General features: G+C 45.0%; 16 protein-coding genes. 13 read left to right on the forward strand and 3 right to left on the reverse strand.

The genetic code is table 11. The features are described from left to right. Nucleotides 1-157 precede the first annotated feature (157 nt). Together X919_RS0105015 and uvrA are read right to left on the reverse strand one after the other, a co-directional pair. Nucleotides 158-556, reverse strand: coding sequence for a hypothetical protein (locus tag X919_RS0105015; protein WP_028899258.1), 399 nt, complete (start codon nt 554-556; stop codon nt 158-160). Between the two features lie 99 nt (nt 557-655). Continuing rightward, nucleotides 656-3,487 (reverse strand): excinuclease ABC subunit UvrA, encoded by a 2,832-nt coding sequence (gene uvrA, locus X919_RS0105025; protein ID WP_028899259.1) that lies wholly within the window; start codon nt 3,485-3,487, stop codon nt 656-658. A 203-nt stretch (nt 3,488-3,690) separates the two neighbouring features. Between uvrA and X919_RS0105030 the strand changes: the two genes are divergently transcribed. From X919_RS0105030 to glmM, 13 genes are all read left to right on the forward strand, one after another. Continuing rightward, nucleotides 3,691-4,839, forward strand: a complete 1,149-nt coding sequence (locus X919_RS0105030) for an ABC transporter substrate-binding protein (RefSeq protein WP_028899260.1) — start codon at nt 3,691-3,693, stop codon at nt 4,837-4,839. A gap of 27 nt (nt 4,840-4,866) precedes the next feature. After that, entirely contained in the window at nt 4,867-5,619 is a 753-nt protein-coding gene (locus X919_RS0105035; protein ID WP_028899261.1) for a porin family protein, read from the forward strand. A 23-nt stretch (nt 5,620-5,642) separates the two neighbouring features. Beyond that, the gene (locus tag X919_RS0105040) at nt 5,643-7,193 is read left to right on the forward strand and encodes a peptide MFS transporter (RefSeq protein WP_028899262.1); all 1,551 of its coding nucleotides are present in this window, start codon (nt 5,643-5,645) and stop codon (nt 7,191-7,193) included. A gap of 319 nt (nt 7,194-7,512) precedes the next feature. Beyond that, on the forward strand, nt 7,513-8,142 hold the full coding sequence (gene rsmG / locus X919_RS0105045; protein ID WP_028899263.1) for a 16S rRNA (guanine(527)-N(7))-methyltransferase RsmG: 630 nt from the start codon (nt 7,513-7,515) through the stop codon (nt 8,140-8,142). Nucleotides 8,143-8,144: 2 nt separating this feature from the next. Beyond that, a complete protein-coding gene (locus tag X919_RS0105050; RefSeq protein WP_028899264.1) occupies nt 8,145-8,789 on the forward strand; it encodes an MBL fold metallo-hydrolase in 645 nt (214 codons plus the stop codon). 8 nt (nt 8,790-8,797) lie between these two features. Further along, the gene (ruvC, locus tag X919_RS0105055; protein WP_028899265.1) at nt 8,798-9,391 is read left to right on the forward strand and encodes a crossover junction endodeoxyribonuclease RuvC; all 594 of its coding nucleotides are present in this window, start codon (nt 8,798-8,800) and stop codon (nt 9,389-9,391) included. 70 nt (nt 9,392-9,461) lie between these two features. Further along, nucleotides 9,462-10,280, forward strand: coding sequence for a 3-methyl-2-oxobutanoate hydroxymethyltransferase (gene panB / locus X919_RS0105060; protein WP_028899266.1), 819 nt, complete (start codon nt 9,462-9,464; stop codon nt 10,278-10,280). A 25-nt stretch (nt 10,281-10,305) separates the two neighbouring features. Then, nucleotides 10,306-11,469 (forward strand): MFS transporter, encoded by a 1,164-nt coding sequence (locus tag X919_RS0105065; protein WP_028899267.1) that lies wholly within the window; start codon nt 10,306-10,308, stop codon nt 11,467-11,469. A 35-nt stretch (nt 11,470-11,504) separates the two neighbouring features. Next, nucleotides 11,505-13,451, forward strand: a complete 1,947-nt coding sequence (dnaG, locus tag X919_RS0105070) for a DNA primase (protein ID WP_028899268.1) — start codon at nt 11,505-11,507, stop codon at nt 13,449-13,451. 33 nt (nt 13,452-13,484) lie between these two features. Beyond that, the gene (gene cls, locus X919_RS0105075) at nt 13,485-14,909 is read left to right on the forward strand and encodes a cardiolipin synthase (protein ID WP_028899269.1); all 1,425 of its coding nucleotides are present in this window, start codon (nt 13,485-13,487) and stop codon (nt 14,907-14,909) included. Between the two features lie 477 nt (nt 14,910-15,386). After that, nucleotides 15,387-16,424 carry a DHH family phosphoesterase gene (locus X919_RS0105080; protein WP_028899270.1) on the forward strand — a complete coding sequence of 346 codons (1,038 nt, stop codon included), beginning with the start codon at nt 15,387-15,389 and terminating at the stop codon, nt 16,422-16,424. A 73-nt stretch (nt 16,425-16,497) separates the two neighbouring features. Then, nucleotides 16,498-17,124, forward strand: a complete 627-nt coding sequence (locus tag X919_RS0105085) for a DUF4827 domain-containing protein (protein WP_028899271.1) — start codon at nt 16,498-16,500, stop codon at nt 17,122-17,124. Between the two features lie 16 nt (nt 17,125-17,140). Then, complete coding sequence (glmM, locus tag X919_RS0105090) at nt 17,141-18,532, forward strand: phosphoglucosamine mutase (RefSeq protein ID WP_028899272.1); 1,392 nt, start codon at nt 17,141-17,143, stop codon at nt 18,530-18,532. A gap of 307 nt (nt 18,533-18,839) precedes the next feature. Here the strand turns inward: glmM and X919_RS0105095 are convergent, their stop codons facing one another. Further along, entirely contained in the window at nt 18,840-21,350 is a 2,511-nt protein-coding gene (locus X919_RS0105095) for an FtsK/SpoIIIE family DNA translocase (protein ID WP_028899273.1), read from the reverse strand. Nucleotides 21,351-21,393 lie beyond the last annotated feature (43 nt).

Here is a 21,393-nt window from a genome sequence, read left to right on the forward strand (position 1 = left end):
TACTTAAAAATAACCTCCAACGGCATCTTTTGATCAAAAAGATTTATTCTTCTAAGAGTGTATGGGTGAGTATTGAGTGGATGGTAGGTTTTGCAGAGGTCTCATCGCGTGGATGCCGATAGTTTGATGGAAGATGGGCAATGTTATGGACAATCATTCAAACATAGAAAGGAATATCGGCGGAGGCTCTGATCGCAACTTTAATCATGAAAAAGTATTCGGCGAAGGGTTCGCCAGCAACTTTAATCAGAAAAAAGTATTCGGCGAGGGTCTCGCCAACAACTTTAATCAGAAAAAAGTATTCGGCGAAGGGTTCGCCAACAACTTTAATCGGAAAAAAGTATTCGGCGAAGGGTTCGCCAACAACTTTAATCGGAAAAAAGTATTCGGCGAGGGTCTCGCTAGCAACTTTAATCAAGAAAAAGTATTCGGCGATACCCTCGCCGAATACTTTTGATATTGGAAAGGCGGCGAAAAGGGATTCGCCAGCATATAAAATTAGTTTTGAAGAGTGGAGGCTGTGGACGTGCGGTGTGCTCAAGATTTCAACAGCCATGAAAATGCTGTTGTATGCAGCTTTCAGTGTTCAGGAGGACCTGTTAGCGCGCACTTTGTTTAGCGTTCCAGCTTTTGCTAATGTTTTCTTTTGCGCAACTTAATTGCCTTTGAGCATGGGGGCTAAGAACTGTGCGGTGTATCCTTTTCCTGCCTTAACAATGGCTTCTGGGGTGCCTTGAGCAACAATCTTTCCGCCTCCGCAACCACCTTCTGGGCCGATGTCAATGATGTAGTCGGCCAATTTAATGACATCTAAGTTGTGTTCGATGATGATAACGGTGTTTCCTTTGTCGACGAGCTTTTGAAGCACATTCATCAAGATGCGGATGTCTTCGAAATGGAGTCCCGTTGTGGGCTCATCGAGGATATAGAGCGTTTTACCGGTGTCGCGTTTAGCCAGTTCTGTGGCCAACTTCACGCGTTGGCTTTCTCCTCCAGAGAGTGTGGTAGAGCTTTGTCCCAACTTGATGTAGCCCAGCCCCACCTCTTGCAAGGCCTTGATTTTGTTGAGAATGTTGGGGGTGTTTTCGAAGAATTCCATGGCCTGATTGATGGTCATGTCGAGCACGTCGGCAATGGACTTTCCCTTGAACCTCACTTCCAATGTTTCTCGGTTGTAGCGTTTGCCATGGCATACTTCACAGGGCACCATCACATCGGGCAACAAATTCATTTCGATGGTTTTGTAGCCGTTTCCTGCACAGGCTTCGCAGCGGCCGCCTTTGGTGTTGAACGAGAATCGGCCGGGCTTGTAGCCTCTGATTTTAGCCTCGGGCAGGTTGACGAAGAGGGCTCGAATGTCGTTGAACACACCGGTGTAGGTGGCGGGGTTGCTGCGCGGCGTGCGGCCGATGGGACTTTGGTCGACGTTGACTACTTTGTCGATGTTGTCGATGCCGAGGCACTCCTCATAGGGCATGGGCTGCTTGAGTGAACGATAGAAGTGGGTGGAGAGAATGGGTTGCAGCGTTTCGTTGATGAGCGTTGATTTGCCCGAGCCCGATACGCCGGTTACCACGATGAGTTCGCCCAATGGGAACTGCACATCCACCTGTTTGAGATTGTTGCCCGTGGCGCCTTTGATTTCGAGCATTCTGCCGTTGCCTTTGCGCCGCTTTCGGGGCACTTCGATGGCCCGTGTGCCGTTGAGATAGTCGGCCGTGAGCGTGTGTTGCTTGAGCATTTCGGCAGGTGCTCCTTGAAACACCACTTCGCCGCCTTTGCGTCCGGCCTTAGGACCGATGTCGATAATCCAGTCGGCGGCGCGCATCATGTCTTCATCATGCTCTACGACAATGACGGTGTTGCCCAGGTCGCGCAGTTCTTTGAGCGAGCGAATGAGCCGTTCGTTGTCGCGTTGGTGCAGGCCGATGCTGGGCTCATCGAGAATGTAGAGCACGTTGACCAGCTGGCTTCCGATTTGAGTGGCCAATCGGATGCGCTGACTTTCCCCGCCCGAGAGCGTGGCACTTTGTCGATTGAGCGAGAGATAGTCTAAGCCCACCTCGGTGAGAAAGTTGACTCGCTTTTTGATTTCCTTTAAGATTTCGGCAGCAATGCGTTTCTGTTTCTCATCTAAATGTTGTTCCACCTCGTCGAGCCATGTTCTGAGTGTTGTGATGTCCATGTTGGCTAAATCGGCAATGCCTTTGTCCCAGATTTTATACGATAGTGCTTCGCTGTTGAGCCGCATTCCATTGCACGAGGGGCAAGTGACAGTGGTTTTGAATTGGTCGGCCCATTTCTTCCCTAATGCGGTGTTATCGTTGTCGATTGTGGCTTGAAGATATTTGATGATGCCGTTGAATTCCACGAAATAGTCAGAATTGGCATGGATGAGTTCTTTGTCGATGCGCACATTCTCTAACGCGCCATACAACACTTCGTCTAACGCTTCTTTGGGAATGTCTTTTATAGGCGTCTTCAGAGTGCAATCGTGCTTGCGTAGCAGTGCGTCCACTTGCCAAAAAATCATTTGGTTCTTGTATTTCCCTAAGGGCGCGATGCCGCCCTCGTGAATGCTCAATTTGTCGTTGGGAATAACCTTCTGCAAGTCAATCTCTGTCACGTAGCCCAGGCCTTTGCAATGGGGGCAGGCGCCTTCGGGCGAGTTGAACGAAAAGATGTTGGGTGCGGGGTCTTTATATGAGATGCCCGAGGTGGGGCACATCAATCGCTTTGAGAAATATTTACCCTCGGTGCAGCCCTTCTCTAACAGCATAATGAGGCCGTCGCCCTGCTTCATCGCTGCTTCAACGCTCTTGGTTAAGCGCTCGTGCGAAACATCCTCAACCAACATTTTGTCGATGACCAGCTCAATGTTGTGGTTCTTATAACGGTCCACCTTCATGCCGCGTGTCAGCTCTTCAATCGTCCCATCCACGCGAATGTTCATGTAGCCCTTTTTGCGCATGCCTTCGAAAAGCTCGCGATAATGTCCTTTGCGGTTTCTCACCAGCGGCGAAAGGATGTAGATTTGCTTGCCTGCATAGTCGTATAAAATCATCTCGAGGATCTTCTCCTCGGTATATTTCACCATCTTCTCGCCCGTAAGATAGCTGTAAGCCGTTCCGGCACGTGCATAAAGCAGGCGCAAGAAGTCATAGATTTCTGTGGTGGTGCCTACTGTTGAGCGTGGATTTTTATTGGTGGTTTTCTGCTCAATGCTGATGACGGGACTCAATCCCGTGATTTTATCTACGTCGGGGCGCTCTAAGTTGCCTAAGAAATTGCGGGCATACGCCGAAAAGGTTTCAATGTAGCGACGTTGTCCTTCGGCGAAAATCGTATCAAAAGCCAACGACGATTTCCCCGAGCCCGAAAGCCCCGTAATCACCGTTAACGAATTGCGGGGTATTGCAACATTAATATCTTTAAGGTTGTGCACACGCGCACCCCATACATTTATCTTTTTATCTTCTTTTTCCATGTGTTCGTTTCCCTAAAATCTCTTCAAATGGTTATGCATGCCTTGTGATGTTATCGCATGCAATGGGCAATGAAAACATTACCTATCTGAATCAATCTTTGCCTGTATAATGCGCACAAAGGTAGCAAAAAGATAAGAGTTAACACGTGGGATAAAGACTATTTTTTGTATTTTTGCAGCTGAAAAGTCGCAAACTAAAGATTATGAGAATATATTATCGATACTTTTTGCTTTTAATTCTTTTGTTGCTCTGTGGTTCCCCACTTGCCCTTTCATCGCAGGCGGCCACGACAGCTAAGGGGCCAATTACCATAGGAGTGATATTGCCTTTGCATCAGCTTGATGGCGATGGAAAACGCATGACCGAATATTATCGAGGCATGTTGATGGCCTGTAACCAGTTGAAAACGGCGGGCTATACCATTCATGTCCAAGCGTGGAATGTGGATGTGAACACCGATATAGAGCAAGTGTTGCAACGCGAGGGCGTTGAAAAGTGCAACGTGATCTTTGGTCCTTTATATAGCAAGCAAGTAAAGCCTTTAGCCGATTATTGTAAATCGCGGCGCATTCGGTTGGTCATTCCTTTTTCTATCACAGGGAATGAGGTTGCCTCTAACCCGTATGTTTTTCAAGTTTATCAAGATGGGACGCGTCTGACAAACGCTGCTGTGAACGCTTTTTTAGAACGCTTCAGCAATTCCCATCCCGTGTTTGTCGATTGCAATGATAGCATAAATCCTAAGGGTTCTTTCACGGCAGCTTTACGAAAACAATTAGACATAAAGGGTATTTCCTACAATATTACGAATTTAAAATCGCCCGATGATGCTTTTGCGAAGGCTTTCAGCGCCACGCAGCCCAATGTGGTGGTGCTCAACACGGCACGTTCGCCCGAGTTGAACGCTGTTTTTGTAAAGTTAGAGCGTCTCGAGCAGTTGTATCCCGGTCGGGTGGTGCGTTTGTTTGGCTATACCGAGTGGCTCATGTATGCCTCGTATGATTTTGCACATTTCTGCAAATATGATACGTATATCCCCACAACGTTTTATTATAATGCGTCGGCCACGGCCACACAAACTTTGGAAAAGAGCTATCGCAGCTGGTTTCATGAGCCCCTGATGCAAGCGCTTCCGCGTTTCGCCATCACAGGTTACGACCATGCACAGTTCTTCATTCGTGGCATTCTTCAATATGGAAACCAGTTTACGGGCAATCGCTGGCAGCGTTTCTATCAGCCGTTGCAAACCCCTTTGCAATTTGAACCCGTGGGGAAAGGCGGACGACAGAATACGGCTTTCCAGCTCATTCACTACCTCTATAACGGCAGCATTGAGAGCCTTGCCTATTAACATGATGAAAGGTTTTTAGAAAAGAATATGAGATTACGATTAAAAATGCTGCTTTTTGCAGTGCTAAGTGTTAGCTATTGTTCAACAATCCATGCGCAAATAGGTCAGCATCGCAGCGACTTCGCTGTGGGAGTGAATGGTGGCTATGTGCTGAGCACGGTTGGCTTTATGCCCACCGTTCCGCAGAAACAGCATGGCGGAATTACAGCGGGACTCTCGATGCGCTACACGAGCGAGAAATATTTCTCGACTACCTGTTCTGTCATGGGTGAAATTAATGTTGCGCAAGTGGGCTGGACCGAGGATATTTTAGATGCGAACGACCGGCCAGTAATCAATGGTGCCACGAATGTTGCCGAGAAATATAGTCGCAACCTCACGTATGTCCAGGTGCCGATATTTGCACATCTGGCGTGGGGAAAAGAGCAGAAAGGCATGCAATTCTTTTTGAATTTGGGCCCACAGTTTGGCTATATGCTGAGCGAGAAAACCAGTATGAACTACAGCTATGCGCAACGCAATGTGGTCGACCGTGTGAGTGCTGTTTCCGAACAAGAAACCATGAAGGTTGCCCGTCGTTTTGATTACGGCATCGCCGCGGGGATTGGTGGCGAATATGTGCATCCTGCGGTGGGGCATTTTCTGCTCGAAGCGCGCTATTATTATGGTTTAGGCAACATCTTTGCATCGTCGAAACGCGATTATTTCTCGCGCTCCAACTTTGGGCAGATTGTCATCAAAGCCACCTATCTCTTTGACATGATGCGGACAAGCAAATAATCATCATTTAAATAAATCAATCTATGTTTGAAAATCAACCTAAAGGCCTTTATGCGCTTGCATTGGCCAACACGGGCGAGCGTTTTGGTTATTACACCATGTTGGCCATCTTTACGCTGTTTATGCAGGCCAAATTCGGTTGGAGCGAATCGCAAGCCGGGCAGGTTTATGCCATTTTCTTAGCCGTCGTTTATTTTGCACCGCTTGTCGGAGGCATGATTGCCGACAAGATAGGCTATGGCAAGTGTGTCACCATTGGTTTCGCAACGATGTTCTTAGGCTATTTGGGGCTGGCCATTCCTACTGCCGCTAACGAAGTGGGCAAGTGGGCTATGTTTGCCGGATTGGCCTGTGTTTCGTTGGGAACGGGGCTGTTTAAAGGCAATTTGCAGGTGTTGGTGGGCAACCTCTACGACGCACCCGAGTATGCCCATCAGCGCGACTCGGCCTTCAGTCTGTTCTACATGGCCATCAACATCGGCGCCATGTTTGCGCCTTCCACAGCGAAGTGGATCACCAACCTCTATCTCGGCCAGTATGGTTTGCATTATGATGCAGCCAACGTCGACCCCAAATACCTTGAAGTGCTTTATGGCGCTTATGGTCTCTGCTTTGGCGTGGCCTGCATTTCATTGGTACTCTCGGCACTTATCTATTTTGGATGTCGTAACTGGTTCAAGCATGCCGACATCACGGCTAAGCAAGCTAAAACGGTAAATGCCGACGTGCAGGAGCTAACGCCCAAGCAAACCCGCGACCGCATAGTGGCGCTATTATTGGTGTTTGCTGTAGTGATATTTTTCTGGATGGCATTCCATCAGAATGGTTCGGCACTGACGTTCTTTGCTAAGAAATATACCAACCTCACCGTTTCGGGCGGCATGCGCATCTGGTTCAACATCTTTAGTTTAGCCTTGATAGCATTATCCGTCTATACAGGCTTCGGTGCTATGCAATCAAAGACGCGGAAAAGTCGTCTCATCTGTGGCATGATTACTTTAAGTGCTTGGCTTGGAGCCGTGCTTTTGTTTTTGGGAATGAGCGATCCTACGAAAACCCAACCTTCAGATTTCCAACAGTTCAATCCATTCTTCGTTGTGTCGTTAACTCCCTTTAGCATTCTTTTCTTTGGCATCTTGGCTAAGAAAGGGCACGAAGTGGCTGCACCAACCCGCATTGCATGGGGTATGTTTGTGGCAGCTTTAGGATTCTCGGTCATCACCCTGGCCTCAACCGATTTGATTTCTCCAATGGACTTGGGGGATAAAACACAAAGTGTGTTATCGCCTGGTTGGCTTATTTCTGCTTATTTCACACTCACTTTAGCCGAGTTATTGCTTTCGCCAATGGGTATTTCGTTTGTGAGCAAGGTTGCTCCTCCAAAATATAAAGGACTGATGATGGGTGGCTGGTTTGTCGCAGCAGCAATCGGTAACTATCTCAGTTCCATTCCTTCAATGCTTTGGAATAAGGTGCCATTGATGTACAACTGGGGTATTTTGATTGCATTGTGCTTGCTGAGTGCCTTAGTGATGTTTGCTTTGCTCAAAAAACTCAAGCAAATGACCCTATAAGACGAGGTAAAGTCAGTAGATAAAATCAAAGACAGTGTTTCTAACTATTTTCAAGTGAAGATGTGTTAGAAGCACTGTTTCGTATTCATTTCCATTTAGAAATATGTTAGCAGGCGGCTATTTACTCCTTTTCATCCAAAAACATGTTTGTGAATGGTCCGCTATCGGCCTTGCTGAGTTTCGTTTAGACTATGTAATATGGCTTAGCTCAAATAGTCGTTTGCGCTTGCCCATGGTGCTATGATAAAACTAAATAATTAAGCACATCTTACAGATAGTTGCAAAGAATATTGTAATTTTGTAGTCTAAAGCTGTAGAGATGACAGAACTGATTTCGAAATATTTTCCCAATTTAAGCATGCAACAGCAGGAGCAGTTTGCCCTGTTGGATACTCTTTATCGTGAGTGGAATACAAAGATAAATGTCATATCGCGTAAGGATATGGACAATCTCTATTTGCACCATGTGCTTCATTCTTTAGCTATCGGTAAGACTATTCGCTTTAAGAATGGAACGCGTATTCTTGATTTTGGTACTGGTGGTGGCTTTCCAGGTATTCCGTTGGCCATTCTCTTTCCTCAATGTCAGTTTCGACTCATCGATGGAACAGGGAAGAAAATCACTGTGGTCAAGGCTGTTGCTTCGGGCATAGGCTTGCAAAATGTAGAGGCGGTGCAGCGGCGGGGCGAAGAAGAAATGGAGATGTTTGATTTTGTGGTGAGTCGGGCCGTGATGCCGCTTCCCGATGTGGTGAAAATCGTTCGCAAAAACATTCGGCGTGCGCACCACAATGCCTGGCCCAATGGTTTGATTTGCCTGAAGGGTGGGGCGCTTGTTGAAGAGTTGAAGCCCTTTCAGCGCGTGGCCGAAGTGATTTCGTTGACCGACTTTTTCGATGAAGAGTGGTTTAAGGAAGAAAAGAAATTAGTTTATATTCCAATCCAATAAATATGTTGACCATCAAGATTTTTCAATGTAATGCGTTGCAAGAAAATTGCTATGTGGTGAGCGACGAGACGCGTGCGTGTGTCATCATCGATTGCGGTGCGCGCACTATCGACGAGTATCGTGTGATTTCCGATTATATTCGAGTTCAGCAACTCCAACCGCAACATCTCATTGCAACCCACGGCCATGTTGACCACAATTATGGCAATGGCTATGTGTACGCCGAGTTTGGCTTGACGCCCGAAGTGCATGAGCGCGATTTGCCCTCGATGGCAACGCTCCATGAGCAATCGGTGCAGTTTATTGGCTTGGATGTCTTGGCGCCTGTTCCGCCCGTTCAGACGCGGTTGAAGGAGGGCGACAGGGTAGACTTTGGCACACATCAGCTCACCGTCATCGAAACGCCGGGACATACTCCCGGTGGTATCGTCTTGTATGATGCCGCTGAGCACGTGGCCTTTTCGGGCGATACCCTCTTTCGTTCCTCCATCGGGCGCACCGATTTGCCGGGCGGTTCGATGCTTGAAATGATGCAGAGCCTTCGAATGATTTGTCAGTTGCCCGATGAAACAAAGGTCTTTCCGGGACATGGTGCCGCAACCACCATTGGGGAAGAGTTGATGCATAACCCTTATCTTGACCGTTAGCAGTGTAAATGGGCGAAAAGAGCGAAAAAATCGTTTTGGGCATCGACCCTGGAACCAATGTGATGGGCTATGGTGTGCTGCGCATTGTGGGGCGAAAGGCCGAGATGTTGTCGATGGGTGTCATTGATTTGCGCAAGATGAGCGACCCCTATCTGCGGTTAGGCCACATCTATGAGCGCGTGACGGGCATCATCGATGCTTATCTGCCCGATGAATTGGCTATTGAGGCGCCATTCTTTGGAAAGAATGTGCAGTCAATGTTGAAGTTGGGGCGTGCGCAAGGGGTGGCCATTGCCGCTGCAATTTGCCGTGACATACCCATTCATGAATATGCCCCATTAAAAATAAAAATGGCTATCACAGGTCAAGGACAGGCCTCCAAAATGCAGGTTGCTGATATGTTACAGCGTTTGTTGCACTTAAATCAAGATGAAATGCCTAAATTCATGGATGCAACCGATGCTTTGGCGGCAGCTTATTGTCATTTTCTACAGCAAGGTAATCCTACGACAACAGCTCGTCATTATAATAGCTGGAAAGATTTTGTTGCAAAAAATCAGAATGTGGTGCGCACGATGCAGCAAGCTAAGCGAGAAGGATGAAACTTTATTACTCAGCATTTCGCACCTATAGATAAGTTTATAGTTATAATTATTTAAACGAAATAGAAAAATGGGTTATTTATCTACCAATAAGCAAAAAGTTACCACAAAGATCTTTAGAGAAATGAAGCAGCAGGGGCAAAAGATAGCGATGCTCACAGCTTATGATTTTACAACTGCAGGTATTTTAGACCGTGCAGGCATAGATGCAATTTTAGTAGGTGACTCTTCTTCGAATGTTATGGTGGGCAATGCGACGACGCTACCCATAACGATTGATGAAATGATTGTTTATGCACGTGGCGTGGTGCGCGCTTGCGACCGTTGTTTAGTGGTTTGCGATATGCCATTTGGCAGTTACCAAGTGAGCCGAGAAGATGCTTTGCGTAACGCAGTGCGCATTATGAAGGAAACAGGTGCTGATGGTATAAAGATGGAAGGTGGAAGCGAGATTCTGCCAACTGTACAAGCTATTATCCAGGCAGGGATTCCAGTGATGGCGCATTTGGGACTTACGCCACAAAGCATCCATCAATTTGGTGGTTATGGACTCCGTGCAAAGGAAGAGCAGGAGGCAGAAAAATTATTTAAGGATGCATGCCTATTGGATGAGGCGGGGTGCTTTGGCATAACGTTAGAAAAGGTTCCTGCTGCATTGGCACAACGTGTTACGGCTGCAGTAAGTTGTCCCACAATAGGAATTGGTGCAGGTAGTGACACAGATGGGCAAGTTTTGGTTTACGCAGATGCTTTAGGTATGACACATGGTTTCAAGCCAAAATTTTTGCGTCATTTTGCTGATGTAGAGGGTTGCATGACGCAGGGTGTGCAAGACTATATCCAAGCTGTGAAGAATGTGTCTTTCCCTAACGAAAACGAGCGTTATTAAATAAATTGTATATCAATAGATGCCCATGGATACGCAAAAAACAGCCATTCATATTCGTTTTTGGCAACGGCCGTTCTGGCTGTTGTTCATTTCTAAGTTTTTATTGTGCATGACGGTCTATATGCTTATCCCTATTCTGCCATATTGGATGATGTCTCAGGTGCAATTTGATGGAGCAACCATGCCTTTTGTATTCCTTTGTTATTTGGTAGGTGTAGTACTTCCAGGCCCATTTAGCAGTTTTTTGGTGCAACGATTTCGTCGTAACAACGTAGCCTTATTGGCTATACTCTGTATGACTCCAGTTTTTTATGCACTCTTTTTCATTTCACAATTCCCCTTGTGGAGTCTTTATGTGCTGGCTTGTTGCTTTGGGGCATCTTTCGGATTTGTGCAGGAAGTTTTGAGTAGTACGTTGATTGTGGATGTCTGTGATTCATCTCATCGCACCGAGGCTAATTATGCTTCCTCATGGTTTGGACGAATAGCTTTAGCCATTGGTCCAATGATGGGGATATTGCTTTGTAAATACTTGAGTATTCAATATGTCTTTATTATCATGGTAGTGAGTTGTTTGTTGGCTTTGTTACTCATTTCTATGGTTAAGTTTCCCTTTAAGACACCTGAAGATGAGATACATCTTGTAAGCCTCGATCGTTTTTTTCTTACTGATGGTAAGTGGCTCTTCCTTAATCAATTGTTTATCATGACGGCCGTAGGAATTCTATTATCTTTGTCACATTCTGTTTCTTTTTACGCATTGATGTTGCTGGGATTCTTATTTTCACTGCTGAGTCAGCGATTTGTTTTCGCCAATGCCGATTTAAAGAGTGAAATAGTAACGGGGTTGTTTGCCATGTGTGCTGCTGTAGGGATACTTTTCACTCAACAGGGGAGAGCGATGAGCCATTTGTCTCCAACGCTTATAGGTTATGGAATTGGACTTATTGGTTCTCGTTTCCAAATGTTTCTGCTTAAATTGAGTCGGCATTGCCAGCGGGGAACCTCACAGTGTACCTATTTTTTAGGTTGGGAGTCGGGAATCTCACTTGGTTTGTTCTTAGGATGGTATACACTTAAATTTAATGAGTTTGCAGCTCTCTCGGTATCATTGGGACTGCTATTGCTGGCACTTGTGTTCTATCATTTTTTCACGCATCGTTGGTATGTACGACACAAGAATCGTTAAGTGAAGTTGTTTTTATTGTTGATTAAAAAAATAGCATGGCAATAGACAAGCAAACCATTGAGAAGATTAAGGATGCGGCCAACATTGTTGACGTAGTATCTGAATTTGTAACTCTGCGCAAGTCGGGGAGCAATTATAAAGGGCTGTGCCCTTTTCACAATGAAAAGACTCCTTCGTTCATTGTTTCGCCGGCACGCGGCACCTGCCATTGCTTTGGTTGCGGACGTGGAGGAAATCCGATTGGCTTTATCATGGAGCATGAGCAAGTAACCTATCCCGAAGCACTTCGATGGCTGGCAAAGAAATATCATATTGAGATACGCGAACGAGAGTTGTCTGATGAGGAGCGCAAGGAACAGAGCCTGCGCGAGAGCATGTTTATTGTTAACGAATGGGCCGCAACCTATTTTGAGAATATTCTTCACAACCATGTTGATGGTGTGGCCATAGGTATGCAATATTTTCGTTCACGAGGCTTTCGTGATGATGTAATTCGAAAGTTTCGATTGGGCTTTGATCTTCCTGATCGTCAAGCTTTGGCACATGCAGCATTGCAGAAAGGCTATCAAACACAGTTTCTTTTAAGTACAGGCATTTGCTATCAAAACGACCACAACGAACTCATTGACCGTTATGCCAATCGCGTCATCTTTCCTTGGGTGGGGGTAAGTGGTAAGATTGTTGGCTTTGGGGGGCGTGTGTTGGATGCACGAACGAAGGGCGTTAACCAAAAATATGTCAATTCGCCCGATAGTGAAATCTATCATAAAGATCATGAACTCTATGGTATATATCAAGCAAAGCGTGCCATAGCCAAGGAAGATAATGTTTATATGGTAGAAGGCTATACCGACGTTATTTCTATGCACCAATGTGGTATAGAAAATGTGGTGGCCAATTCTGGAACGGCACTCAGCGTGCACCAGATACAGATGTTACATCGCTTTACCAACAACATTACGTTGCTGTATGATGGTGATGCTGCAGGCATTCATGCTGCGTTGCGAGGCACCGATATGTTGTTGTTAGAGGGAATGAATCTTAAAGTGTTGTTGCTACCCAATAATGAAGATCCCGATAGTTTTGCGCGACAGCATACTGCCGAAGAGTTTAAAGCTTATATTGAGACGTATGCTACCGACTTTATACGCTTTAAAACGGCTCTGCTCTTGGATAACGAAACCGACCCACAAAAACGTTCTGAAGCAATCAATTCGATTGTAATGAGTATTTCGATGATACAAAATCCTATTTTGCGTGATACCTATTTACACGATTGTGCACAACGCATCAGTATGAATGAAATGACGCTCATTAATCAGATGAATGCTTTAATTCGTGAACGCAAGGCTTCTGGCTCGATGCAAGTGGCAACGCCTGCCGTTTCTGGCTCGCAACCACTGGAAGCCTCAGTTGCTACACCCAAGCAATCGTTGTCGAGTAGTATTCAGACTGTTTCTGAAGTAGAGAAATTCATTTTGCAATTAATTATCAAATGTGGAAATCGTGTGGTGTTTTCCAATGTCGACGATGGTAATGGCAATGTCATTTCGCTCACGATAGCCGAGTTCATTCAATACAATTTGGGTTGCGATAATCTTTCTTTCAGCAGCGATTTGTTTAATCAGATTTTAAGAGAGGCCGTGGAGAGGGGAGTAGACCGCACCTTTCAAACCGAGCCCTACTTTGTGCACCATAACGATATACAAGTAAGCACTCTGGCAATTGAATTGGCTGAAGAAAAGTTTAAACTCTCAGAAAGTCAACAGGTGAAGGACGATGAAGAGAGTCTGCGCAACCGCGTGCTACATCTCATGCTCGATTTTCGTCGCGATTATGTGGAAAAGCATATAGTTGCCATCAAGGCGCAGATTGCCCAAGCTCATGGCGACCAGCAAATGGAACTCATGGCAGAATATCAAAAATTGATAGCGCGACGTAATAAGTTGGCCAAGGAACTTGGAAGTAACATCATCGTGTAGGCTCACAACAGGCGAACTCTTTCAATAACAATTATGTTCTACATGCATTGGATTTTCATTATTATCTACGTTGCCATTGTTGTTTTAGCATTGTTAGCAGTACTCATGGACAACCGGCAGCCCGCTAAAACAGTGGCGTGGGTGATGGTGTTGACTTTCATTCCCTTTGCAGGTATAGTGATTTATTTTTTCTTTGGGCAGAATTATCGCAAACAGCGTTTTATCAGTCAGCATAGTCTCGATGCACTCACCAAACGCAGTATGCTGGAGTTTGCCGAACAACGCAACCTGCATTTTCCCGAAAAAGCGCAACAACTGATGCACCTTTTTGCTAATCAGAGTATGGCACTGCCATTTAAGGATAATGAAGTTAAAATCTTCACCACTGGCTCAGATTACTTCTTGGCTTTGCTCAAAGCCATCGGGAAAGCCACCGACCACATCCATATCGATACCTATATTTTTGATGACGATGCCTTGGGACAGCTCATTGCCGATGCACTTATCGATAAAGCACACCAGGGAGTAGAAGTACGTATCATTTACGACGATGTGGGATGCTGGAATGTTCACAACCATTTTTTCAATCACCTAAAATCTGAAGGCGTACAGGTGCGTCCATTTATTCCAGTGCGTTTTCCAGCTCTCACAGGCAAGGTGAACTATCGCAACCATCGCAAACTTTGTGTCATTGATGGCGAGGTGGGATTTATTGGTGGAATGAATATTGCCTTGCGCTACATTCGTGGACGACGTGGCGTTTCCTGGCGCGACACCCATTTGCAAGTGCGAGGAGGAATTGTCTATTCGTTGCAGCGTGCCTTCCTCATCGATTGGTATTTTGTCGACCGCACATTGCTTACCGACCATCGTTATTATCCCGAAAACACCCACCATCTATCCAATAATTGTCTGGCGCAACTCGTCACGAGCAGCCCCATACAGCCGTGGCCCGATATCATGCAAGGCTATGTGCGCATTTTGCTCTCTGCACAGCATTATGTCTACATGGAGAGCCCTTATTTTCTGCCCACAGAGCCCATCCTTTTTGCCATTCGCACGGCTGCGCTCTCGGGCGTTGATGTGCGGCTCATGATACCGGCTCGTGGCGATGCGAAATTGGTGGAGTGGGCGTGTCCGTCCTATTTGGCCGACATCATCGAAGCCGGAGCCAAGGTGATGCTCTATCAACCAGGGTTCAACCATTCCAAGTTGCTGGTTTGTGACGATTATTTTGCCACTTGTGGCAGCACGAACATTGATTTTCGCAGCTTTGAAAACAATTTCGAGAGCAATCTCTTTTTCTACGATCGTGCCACAGCCCTGCGCTTTAAAGCCATTTATCTACACGATGAGCAGGCTTGTGTAGACATCGAAACCATTCGCGATTTCACCCATCGTTCGTTCCTTCAGCGCTTGTGGAGTAGCATCGTGCGCTTGCTCAGTCCGCTGCTTTAATCCCCATGGCGTTTGTGTGTTTGTTATTAAAAATGATTGTTCGGGGAGTGACGCTCGTCTGTTTTTGATAAAAATGATTGTTCGGGGAGTGACGCTCGTCTGTTTTTGATAAAAATGATTGTTCGGGGGGTGACGCCCGTCTGTTTTTGATAAAAATGATTGTTCGGGGGGGGTGACGCTCATCTGTTTTTGGTAAAAATGATTGTTCAGCAGGTGCGGAACGCATGTTTTTGATGAAAATGGTTGTTCAGCAGATGCGGAACGCTTGCTTTTGATGAAAATGGTTGTTCAGCAAGTGCGGAACGCTTGTTTTTGATGAAAATGGTTGTTCAGCAAGTGCGGAACGCTTGTTATGGGGAAAAATGACATTTCCTCACCATCAAAGTAAATGTTTTTAAGCCTACTGCACAGCAGTTAGGATTTAAGCCTATGCTAACCACAAGTGCCAACGATTTTTTTATTACCTTTGCAGCCATGATGAATTTAGATTTACTCACAGCAGCCGAGGCCGAGGCCTTGCAGCAGCTGATAAATGGTGCTACACGCGTGGTGCTCACCGGGCACAAAAGTCCCGATGGCGATGCGTTGGGCTCGAGCCTGGGCTGGGCTTTTTATTTACGCCAATTGGGCAAGCAGGTGCAAGTGGTGATGCCCGATGCTTTCCCTGATTTTTTGAAATGGTTGCCTGGAAGCGAAGCTGTTTTGCGCTTCGATAAGCAACCCGAGGCCGTGTCCGAGGCCTTTCGCCAGGTCGATTTGGTGTGTTGTTTGGATTTTGGAGAGCCCCATCGGGTAGAGGCGATGCACACGTTGCTCGAACAAGCCGAGGCACCCTGTGTGGTGATGGACCACCATTTAAATCCCAACATCAAGGCGGCGCAGCTCATCTCCTTCCCCGAACTGAGCAGCACCAGCGAAATCGTCTTTCGTGTCATCCATCAGTTGGGCGGTTTTGAAGCGCTTTCCAAGGCTGCCGCCACGGCCATTTATTGCGGCATGATGACCGACACGGGCGGATTTACCTATAATTCGACGCGTCCTGAGCTTTACACTATCATCGGGTTGCTGCTGACAAAGGGCATCGACAAGGATAAGATTTACCGATGTGTGTTCAACAATTACAGCCAGTCGGCCATTCGCTTCCGCGGCTATCTCATGCATCGCAGCTTGCACGTTTTTGAAGAATATCATGCGGCCTATTATTTGGTAAGTCGCAGAGACATGAAAGATTTTAACTTCATAAAGGGCGATTTAGAGGGATTGGTCAATGAGCCTTTGCGCATCAAGGGCATGCGATTGTCGATTTCGTTGCGCGAAGATGACCGTACGGAACAGCTGATATGGGTAAGTTTGCGGTCGGTAGATGATTTTCCATGCAATGAAATGGCTGCCGAATTTTTCAACGGCGGAGGTCATCTCAATGCCAGTGGCGGTCGGTTACAATGCACATTGACCGAAGCCGAGCAAGTAGTTCATCGTGCTATTCTGAAATATAGTGATAGATTAAAGAATTAAAAAATACATGGTGCAACTCGTTTGTCTGTTATGTTTTTTATAACTTTGTGCCATTCGTTTAAATCGATTTAAAATGAAACATATATCAATCTTACTTCTGGCACTCGCTGGATTGTTGACGCTTGCGGCCTGTGGCGATTCTGAAACCTATGCCGATAAGCGCAAACGCGAGCGTGCCATCATCAATCAGTATCTCATCGACCAGCATATAAAAGTTATCAGTGAGGCGCAATTCAAGGCGCAAGGCTGCACAACGGATACACTGCAACATGAGTTTGTGATGTTCGAAAACTCGGGTGTCTACATGCAAATTATGCGACCTGGTGTGGGAAGTGTGCTCGGGAAAAATGAATCGGCTAACGTTCTTGTACGCTACACAGAGCGCAATCTGCTCACCGATTCTATCACTATGTCTAATGAGTATCCAAATTTCGTAGCGATGGTTGATGTAATGACCATTCGCACACAGTCGGGGACACCTCATGCACAATTCGTCTCTGGTACTTTCAAGGCATTCTATAATACAGAGAAAGTTCCCGATGGCTGGTTGGTTGCCTTACCATATGTGAAACTGGGTGGACTCAATCCAAATGGAGTAGCCAAGGTAAAGCTCATTGTGCCATCTACGCAAGGAACGGCTGTTGCTTCAGGTAATGTTACCCCCAGCTTGTTTACTATTTCTTTTCAACGTGAAAGCTAATTAAAAATAAAATACGATGACATTAATCAAATCAATTTCAGGTATTCGCGGCACCATCGGAGATGGAGCTGGTGATACGCTCAATCCACTTGACATTGTCAAGTTTACGGCAGCTTATGCCACATTTATTAAAAAGCAAAACCATGCTAATAATACCATCGTGGTAGGTAGAGATGCACGCATCTCTGGTGAGATGGTAAAGAATGTAGTCTGTGGAACACTCATGGGTATGGGCTTCGACGTGGTGAACATCGGTTTGGCTACCACGCCCACAACCGAATTGGCGGTGCGCATGTGTCAGGCAGCCGGCGGCATCATTATCACGGCCAGCCACAATCCGCGGCATTGGAATGCGCTGAAGTTGCTCAATCACGAAGGCGAATTTCTGACAGCCGCCAACGGACAAGAGGTGCTCAGTGTGGTACAGCGCGAGGATTTCACCTTTGCCGATGTCGACCATTTGGGTAGCTATCGTGAGGACAACACGTTCAACCAGCGCCACATTGACAGCGTGCTGGCGCTGAAATTAGTCGATGTTGAGGCTATTCGCAAGGCTCATTTCAAGGTGGTTGTCGATGCCATTAATTCTGTCGGCGGCATCATTCTGCCCGAGTTCTTGAAGGCTTTGGGCGTGGAATATACCATTTTGAACGGCGAGCCGAACGGTGATTTTGCCCACAATCCGGAACCTTTGGAGAAGAATCTTAGTAGCATTATGGGCGAAATGAAACGAGGAAAATATGATTTAGGCATCGTGGTCGATCCCGATGTTGATCGCCTGGCTTTCATCTGTGAAGATGGGACTATGTTTGGAGAAGAATATACTTTGGTGGCTGTAGCTGACTATGTTCTGACACACACACCAGGTAATACCGTTTCTAACCTTAGTTCAACACGTGCTTTACGGGATGTTACAGAGAAGCATGGCGGCCATTATGCTGCTTCAGCTGTTGGTGAGGTGAATGTAACAACTAAAATGAAGGCTGAGCATGCCGTGATTGGTGGAGAAGGTAATGGCGGCGTGATTTATCCTGAGAGCCATTATGGTCGTGATGCATTGGTGGGCATTGGATTATTCCTCTCAAGTTTGGCTCAGAAACATTGCACAGTAAGTGCATTACGTGCGACTTTCCCTCACTATTCAATTGCTAAAAATCGCATAGATTTGACACCGTCAACGGATGTTGATGCTATTTTAATGGAGGTGAAGACACTTTATGGTAAAGAAGCTGGTGTACAAGTGACCGATATTGATGGCGTGAAATTAGACTTTCCAGATAAATGGGTGCATTTACGCAAGAGTAACACTGAGCCCATCATTCGTGTCTATAGCGAAGCATCTACCATGGACGAGGCCGATGCACTGGGAAAAAAGCTCATGCAGGTGGTTTATGATATGCAAGAATAATTCCTCTTTCCAATCAAAGAATTATATATTATATAAGGTGCAAGTTCGAAAGAATTTTGCACCTTTTTTGCTATATGTGTGATAGCTGTATATTTTAACTATTGCTATCAGCAAATATAATACTTATAGTTGAATATATTATATAAGGTGCAAGTTCGAAAGAGTTTTGCACCTTTTTTGCTATATGTGTGATAGCTGTATATTTTAACTATTGCTATCAGCAAATATAATACTTATAGTTGATAATATTGATATTTATCATAATATATATTATCTTTATATTTACAAAAGATTGAAATGGTATCTTTTAGTTTCGCATTTGTAAGAGCAAGCTGTTAAGTTGATTTTCATCTTGAATAAGTACTTCACGCGGTTTACTACCTTGTGCAGCTCCTACAATACCAACTTGCTCGAGCTGATCCATCAATCTTCCAGCTCTGTTATAACCAATTGAGAAACGTCGTTGTATCATACTTGTTGATCCTTGTTGTGAGAGGACGACAGCATGAGCAGCCTCTTCAAAAAATGGGTCTAAGTTATTAATATCAGCAGTAGCATTGTTCATTCCACTACCTCCAGTATCTTCAATGGGTTCAGGGAGCTCCATAGGCTCTACTGGTCCAGGTTCGTGTTCAATATAATCGTTGATACGCTCTATTTCAGGCGTATCGACAAAGGCGCACTGCACGCGCACGGGCTCATTGCCATTCAAGAATAACAGGTCGCCCCGTCCTACTAACTGATTAGCGCCAGAACGATCAAGGATTGTGCGTGAATCTATTTGCGAGCTTACCCTAAAAGCCATTCTACCAGGGAAGTTAGCCTTGATATTGCCAGTGATGATTTTCGTCGTTGGTCGCTGTGTTGCAATTACCATATGAATACCTACGGCACGTGCTAACTGAGCTATGCGTGCGATGGGCAGTTCGATTTCTTTGCCAGCTGTCATGATTAAATCACCGAATTCATCGATGATAACCACGATATAAGGCATATAGTTATGCCCTTTAGTAATATCAAGTCGATGGTTTACAAATTTCTCATTATATTCCTTAAGATTTTTTGCACCAGCATTTTTGAGCAAATCATAACGATGATCCATTAAGGCACACAGGCTATTTAATGTTCGAACAACCTTGGTCACATCAGTAATAATAGGCTCTTCGTTGTTCTCTGGCAGGCATGCCATGAAATGATCTGATATCTTGTGATAGATACTAAACTCAACCTTTTTAGGATCAACCAAAACAAACTTCAGCTCATTCGGATGCTTTTTATAGAGTAAAGAGGTAATGATGGCATTTAATCCTACAGATTTTCCCTGTCCAGTAGCACCAGCAACCAATAGATGAGGAATTTTGGCCAAATCTATCATAAACACTTCGTTGGTAATAGTTTTACCTAAAGCTAAAGGTAATTCCATCTTTGTCTCTTTGAATTTTTTAGAATTCAAGATGCTTTCCATTGACACTATCTGTGGCTTTTTGTTGGGGACTTCAATACCTATAGTCCCTTTTCCAGGAATGGGGGCAATGATGCGAATACCCAGTGCCGAAAGACTTAGAGCAATATCATCTTCTAAATTACGAATTTTAGAGATACGGACTCCCTCGGCAGGAGTTATCTCATATAGTGTAATTGTTGGTCCAACAGTAGCTTTTATTTCACGTATGGACACTCCAAAACTATTAAGCACTTCAACAATGCGGGCATTATTAGCCTTAATTTCTTCCATGTCAACAGTGGGTTTATCGACATTGTCATACTTTTTTAATAGGTCAAGGGTCGGTTTCTTATATTTAGTAAATGGTTCAAGAGGATTAATAGGCGTACTAAGCATTTTGTCTATATCCAGAACACCATCAGCCCTCTCCTCTCCTTTTGGAACCTCGATGGTTAGTTTTCCTTCGTTCAAAGTCATTTTATCATCGATTTCATCGTTCTTTTGTAGTTGCATAGGAGACGATAGTTCCTCGTTTTTAAGAGAAAGAATGGGGGTTGTTGCAGATTCAAAATTAGTCAAATCAACAATTGGGGCAGGTAAGTCCTCAGGAAGTCCTTCCTCAATTTGGTCTGTTACATCTTCTTCAACAATACTCTTTTCAGTATCTGTCTGCGACGATAGTATTTCATTTTCGACCTCTTCATCGCTCTTTAAATGATTCGTAACTGTCAATTTCACGCGTGAAGTAACATACTTCACAGGATTCATAACATATCTCACATAAGTAATTGTCTTTGCACTTAGATAGGTAAGAAATGTCAATGCTGTAAAGACTAAAAGGATAATTAAACCAGGTGTCCCAACCATATTTTCTATGGTTTGCATGCAATATAATCCATGTTCACCACCAGGATTGAAAAATAGATTCTGGCATAATGGTGTTAAGAATTTTGTAAACGAGATAGAACACCATTCCATGACAATCATTAGGTAGAAGAACCATTTCCAAAGGTTAGGCTGATAGATCTTCATCAGCTTTAGCCCTGCAAAAATAACAAATATAGGTATGAAAAAAGCTGAAATACCAAAAGTTAATGTGATGAGTTCATACGATAAGATTGCACCGATGGAACCGCATATATTTGTAAATATCCTATTGGAATTCAACCATTCTCCCGTACGCAGACTTTCTAATATACTTTGGTCTTCCTGTCCTGTAAAAAGGAAAGAAACCATTGCTATGAGTAAATACCCCGCGATAAAAAAGAGAATTAACCCAAGAAGAAAATCGGTTTTTTCACTATTTAAAATGTCTTGAAAGCCAACCACCTTTCCCAACGTATTGGATTTTCGGTTAGATTTTTTCTTTCCCATATCTATTCGTTACCTTCAAATTTCTTGCAAAAGTAGCGTAAAA

This window comes from Prevotella sp. HJM029, from assembly GCF_000599605.1.
GTDB lineage: Bacteria > Bacteroidota > Bacteroidia > Bacteroidales > Bacteroidaceae > Prevotella.

Excerpts from the sequence above, each read along its gene's own strand:
- X919_RS0105015 (WP_028899258.1), bottom strand. The coding sequence starts at position 556 with ATGGCTGTTGAAATCTTGAGCACACCGCACGTCCACAGCCTCCACTCT.
- uvrA (WP_028899259.1), bottom strand. The coding sequence starts at position 3,487 with ATGGAAAAAGAAGATAAAAAGATAAATGTATGGGGTGCGCGTGTGCAC.
- X919_RS0105030 (WP_028899260.1), top strand. The coding sequence starts at position 3,691 with ATGAGAATATATTATCGATACTTTTTGCTTTTAATTCTTTTGTTGCTC.
- X919_RS0105035 (WP_028899261.1), top strand. The coding sequence starts at position 4,867 with ATGAGATTACGATTAAAAATGCTGCTTTTTGCAGTGCTAAGTGTTAGC.
- X919_RS0105040 (WP_028899262.1), top strand. The coding sequence starts at position 5,643 with ATGTTTGAAAATCAACCTAAAGGCCTTTATGCGCTTGCATTGGCCAAC.
- rsmG (WP_028899263.1), top strand. The coding sequence starts at position 7,513 with ATGACAGAACTGATTTCGAAATATTTTCCCAATTTAAGCATGCAACAG.
- X919_RS0105050 (WP_028899264.1), top strand. The coding sequence starts at position 8,145 with ATGTTGACCATCAAGATTTTTCAATGTAATGCGTTGCAAGAAAATTGC.
- ruvC (WP_028899265.1), top strand. The coding sequence starts at position 8,798 with ATGGGCGAAAAGAGCGAAAAAATCGTTTTGGGCATCGACCCTGGAACC.
- panB (WP_028899266.1), top strand. The coding sequence starts at position 9,462 with ATGGGTTATTTATCTACCAATAAGCAAAAAGTTACCACAAAGATCTTT.
- X919_RS0105065 (WP_028899267.1), top strand. The coding sequence starts at position 10,306 with ATGGATACGCAAAAAACAGCCATTCATATTCGTTTTTGGCAACGGCCG.
- dnaG (WP_028899268.1), top strand. The coding sequence starts at position 11,505 with ATGGCAATAGACAAGCAAACCATTGAGAAGATTAAGGATGCGGCCAAC.
- cls (WP_028899269.1), top strand. The coding sequence starts at position 13,485 with ATGTTCTACATGCATTGGATTTTCATTATTATCTACGTTGCCATTGTT.
- X919_RS0105080 (WP_028899270.1), top strand. The coding sequence starts at position 15,387 with ATGAATTTAGATTTACTCACAGCAGCCGAGGCCGAGGCCTTGCAGCAG.
- X919_RS0105085 (WP_028899271.1), top strand. The coding sequence starts at position 16,498 with ATGAAACATATATCAATCTTACTTCTGGCACTCGCTGGATTGTTGACG.
- glmM (WP_028899272.1), top strand. The coding sequence starts at position 17,141 with ATGACATTAATCAAATCAATTTCAGGTATTCGCGGCACCATCGGAGAT.
- X919_RS0105095 (WP_028899273.1), bottom strand. The coding sequence starts at position 21,350 with ATGGGAAAGAAAAAATCTAACCGAAAATCCAATACGTTGGGAAAGGTG.